Consider the following 4,180-nt stretch of genomic DNA (forward strand, 5'->3'; position numbering starts at 1 on the left):
GCCGGGGCCGCCCCCGGGGAATGACCCTGGAGGGACGAGCCGTCCAGGGCGGGATCACAGAGCCCGGCCCCAAGCCCCAGGAGCCCCCTTCGCCCCACCGGCATCAGCAGACCCGTCGACGGGAGGCCGGGGTGGCTGTGACGTAGGGAAACGACGTCCAGAGCATCATCCGGCGACAGGAGCGCGACAGATCGCTACGTGCGCGCCCATGGCTAAGCGTCCGGCGGCCGTCATCGGCGGTGAGCACGGCAGATCGCCACAGGGGCGTCCTCGGCTTGGCGTCCGGCGGCCGTCAGGGGTCGGGAGACGCGACAGGTCGCCACAGGGGCACCCTTTGTCGGCGGCTGTACGCCGGATCGCGGCGGTGCGAGCGCCGATGCCGTCGTCCTGTCGCCAGACGCCGGTATACGAGGAGTCCGAAGCGGACAGCGGCGCTTCGCCGCCCCGAACGGCCGGTGGTTGCCGAGGAGACAGGAGTGCGCAGCGGGCTGGGGCGCTTCGCCGCCCCGAACGGCGGGTCGCCCGTTAAGAGGCGGGACGGGCAGCGAGCGGGGCGCTCCGCTGCCCCGGCAACCGCCGACCGCCGTGACGCGGCGCTCTGCCCCGTGTTCCAGCCACAGCCAGCCGACGGCCGCCAAGCAAAGGGCGCGCACGAGCGGTCTGCCGCGTTCCCGCTCCTGACGGCCGGCGGCCGCTGAACAAACGGCGCCCCAGTAGCGATCTGCCACGCCTTCCTCCCCAAGCCGCCGACAGCCGCCAAGCCAAGGGCCCGCACGTCCGGTCTGTCGCGCTCCTGGCCTCTGACGGCCGCCGGACGCCAAGCCAAGGGCGCGCACGTAGCGATCTGTTGCGCTCCTGCCGCTGGATGACGCTCTGGTCGTCCTTTCCTGTACGTATCGCCCTCCCGGCTTCAGCCGATGGGTCTGCTGATGCCGGTGGGGCGAAGGGGGCTCCGCGGGCCTGGCGCCGGGCTCTGTGATCCTGCCCCGGACCGCTCGTCCCTCCAGGGTCATTCCCCGGGGGCGGCCCCGGCAGAAAAAAATGCCTCCGGGGCGGGTCGGTCGGTCAAGGGTGGCCCGCAAGGGCCATCGCGCAGCGACGCGACCGAAAGGGAGCGCCCTTGAGGGACCGGCACGCCCCGGACACCATCAACTGCCGGGGACACCACCGGCAACCTCCCTGATCCCGACCGACCGGCTACCGCCAACCGACGCTCCTGCCGCCGCCTTCCAGCGCCGAGCCGTCGGCTTCCGCCGGCGCCCCCCTCACGTCCCCTTCGGATCCCGAGTGGCCGGCTCCCGCCGCATCGCGCCGAGACCGGTTCACTCCCGCGTCCACGCCATACATGCCACGCCAGAACGCCGTCAGGTAGCACGTAGACGGTTGGCCCCCTCTGAAACGGCGCGCCCGGCCCGCCCCTTTGTGGCCCCGCGGCTGTCAGTTCGTGGTGGTATCCGTGTAGCGCGGGAGGTCGGTCGTGGAGATGGTCCAATCCGCGATGGTGACGTCTTCTCCGTAGACGAAGTCCTTGCGCGTCGCGTACCTGGGGCCGTCCGGGGTGGGGTGGATGTCGCTCATCACCGCTCCCGTGCCGGTACGCGGGTCGAAGACCGCGTACACGGGGATGCCGAGCAGGGGGTAGTCGCGCATCTTCCCGATCCAGTCGTTGTCCGGGTTGGAGCGGGACACGACCTCGATCGCGGCGATCACCGTTCGTGGGTCGAAGGATCCTTCGCCCTGCATGTCCTCGAAGGCGATCACCATGACGTCCGGGTGTCGCATGACGCCCTGGCGCTCGTCTTCCACGTCGGGTCTGCCGGTGTGTGCCCAGATGCCATCCGGCATCGCCCCTTCCAGGCGCCGGGCCATCAGTCCGGCCGTCAGCTCGTGCGGGCGACCCGGGGCTTGGAGGTCGTGGACGATGCCTTCCTTGGTGATCTCCAGCTTGCCGGGCGTCGTGTCCTCGATCCGGTCGAGGACGTGTCGCATGGCGCGGTAGCGGGTGTTCGTCATGCGGCCGCAGGTCGGCAGCCCGCGCATTTGCCCGGGGTCGGGGAGCGGAAGGCGCGGTCGCAGCCGTCGCAGTTCTGGAGGGGGTCCGGGCGGGGGCCCCGGCCTCGTGGGCCGGGCCTGGGGCCCGTCCGGGGTGGGAGGAGTTCGCGGAGGCGGTGGGCGATCACCGAGGGCGGATGACGCAGGTCCGGTGGCAGGCCGGTCGTGAGCGCCAGGGTGATCGCCTCTGGCGGGGCGCCGCGCTCCAGCCAGCGGGCGGTGTCCGGGGTGAGGCGGTCCACGTCGCGGGAGGAGAGCAGCAGACGGGGGTCGGCCCAGTGGAGGGCCGTGAGGATCTCGCGCGCCGTCTTGAGCTGGTGTGGCGGGTGCGGTGGCTCTGCCACCGGCGGGGGTTCGGGAGCCGTCTTCGGTGTGGTCGGCGGAGGGGGCGGGGGTTCAGGCGTGACCGGGTTGGCCATCGGCGGTTCCGCCGCGGGTGGGCGCGGGGGCTCGGCCGCGGCTGGTCGCGGGCGCGTGGGTGGGCGGAGGGGCCTGGGCCGCTGGGGGCGGGACGGGGTGCGGGTGGGAACCGGCTCGTGGGGCTGGTTGTACGAGATCGTGCGGGTCACCATGCGGCCCGACGGGAGGCGTTCGCGTACGCGGGCCAGGTAGCCCTGGGCCTCCAGCTCGCGCAGGGCGCGGCCGATGCGGTGCTCGCTGTCGGGGAAGCGTTCCGCGAGGGTGCGGATGGCCACCCGTGTCCCGGCGGGGAGCGACTGAATGTGCACGGCAAGGCCGATCGCGAGGAGCGACAGGTGGCGGTGTTGGGCGAGGTGGTTGCCGACGACCGTGAAGTGGCTGTCGTGCCGAACGTTGACGTGCGTTACGCCTGATCGGGGGGTGTCGGCGGGAACGCCGGGTGCTGGGCGCGCGGGCGCGCTAGGCTGCTGCCAGTCCATTTGGGAAGGTTTGCGCTTCCTGGTTGGGTCAGGCCCCCGGTGCGGATCGCTAGTCCTGCCGGGGGCCGACGCATGTCTGCGGTTGTTTCGGCGCGAGCATATGCCCGGTAACCGGCGCCAAATCCGCCCAGTTGGCACAGTTCACCCGCGCGAGCGACACGGGTCGGTTCAGGTCCGATCGGTGGGTGGGTGGGTTGGTGGGTTTCTCTCTTCGGTCCTTTCCATGACCTCGTGCGCCGCCGTCTCACGGGCCTCCGTGGCACGGTCCACCGAGTCGTGGATTTCCGGTGCCGGTGCGCGGTACGGCGACACCTCGGCGTAGACCGTCTTCCACGGGGGCGGCCCGGTCACGACGCCCCAGCAGTCGGCCAGTTCCTCGACGATCGCCAGCCCGCGGCCTCCGGTCGTCGGGTCCGGCATGCGGTCGTACCGGGTGTCCGTCACCTCGATGCGGACGATGCCGGTCGGGTGGACGGCGAGCGCGAGGCGGAAGTCGCGGCCGGGGACGCGGCCGTGGGTGACGGCGTTGGCGAGCAGCTCGTCCAGGATGCGTTCGGGCCGTTCCCAGGGCACGCCCCACGCGCGCAGTTGCTCGATCGCGAGCAGCCGTCCCAGGCGGGCGCCGCGCGGGGTCGCGGAGAGCTGGAGGACGCAGGGGTGCACGGCGGCTCCGAGGAGAGGGAGTTGTGGAATCACGTCACTCAGAGTGGCGATGTGTGTCTACGCTGAGAAGTGGTGACGCCCGTGCGTACCGCGGCTGTCCGGACGCTGTCCGATCCTGTCCTGCCTGTCCGAGGCACCGTGCGGGTACGGGGGCGTTGAGCAGGTCGGCACGGGCACGTCGGAAGTGGGTGCGCATGAGCGTGGACGGCGACGGAACGGAAGAGCCGGGCTGGGAGGTCGACCCGGAGGACGAACAGGGCGCAGCGGTCGTCGCGGCCGTCGGCCGGCAGTTGAAGGTGTGGCGGGAGACCGCCGGTCTGCGGGCCGCTGACTTCGCGGCCCGCATGGGGTACGGGGAGGACCTGGTCCGCAAGGTCGAGGCGGGGCGTCGCATTCCGCGTCCCGAGTACCTCGACCGGGCGGATGAGGTTCTGGGGGCGGAGGGCCGCATCGCGGCCATGAAGAGGGATGTCGAGCAGGCTCGCTACCCGAGGCGTGTGCGTGATCTGGCCAAGATGGAGTCCCGTGCCGTCGAGATTAGCTCCTACAGCATCCACACGATTCAC

4 protein-coding genes are annotated in these 4,180 nt (G+C 71.7%); 1 reads left to right on the forward strand and 3 read right to left on the reverse strand.

Annotated elements, in window-relative coordinates; all coding sequences use genetic code 11:
• Positions 1-1,437: 1,437 nt before the first annotated feature.
• The 3 genes from IE170_RS12880 to IE170_RS12890 all read right to left on the reverse strand — a co-directional run bounded on the left by IE170_RS12880 (position 1,438) and on the right by IE170_RS12890 (position 3,647).
• Entirely contained in the window at positions 1,438-2,013 is a 576-nt protein-coding gene (locus IE170_RS12880; RefSeq protein ID WP_308428387.1) for a Uma2 family endonuclease, read from the reverse strand.
• The gene (locus tag IE170_RS12885) at positions 2,010-2,951 is read right to left on the reverse strand and encodes a helix-turn-helix domain-containing protein (RefSeq protein WP_189809495.1); all 942 of its coding nucleotides are present in this window, start codon (positions 2,949-2,951) and stop codon (positions 2,010-2,012) included. Before IE170_RS12885 ends, IE170_RS12880 begins: the two co-directional genes overlap by 4 nt.
• Positions 2,952-3,119: 168 nt before the next feature.
• A complete protein-coding gene (locus IE170_RS12890) occupies positions 3,120-3,647 on the reverse strand; it encodes an ATP-binding protein (protein WP_229884707.1) in 528 nt (175 codons plus the stop codon).
• Between the two features lie 161 nt (positions 3,648-3,808).
• Between IE170_RS12890 and IE170_RS32575 the strand changes: the two genes are divergently transcribed.
• A partial coding sequence (locus tag IE170_RS32575; RefSeq protein ID WP_229884708.1) for a helix-turn-helix domain-containing protein occupies positions 3,809-4,180 on the forward strand: 372 nt, incomplete at its 3' end.

Source organism: Streptomyces toxytricini, from assembly GCF_014649915.1.
Classification (GTDB): domain Bacteria; phylum Actinomycetota; class Actinomycetes; order Streptomycetales; family Streptomycetaceae; genus Streptomyces; species Streptomyces toxytricini.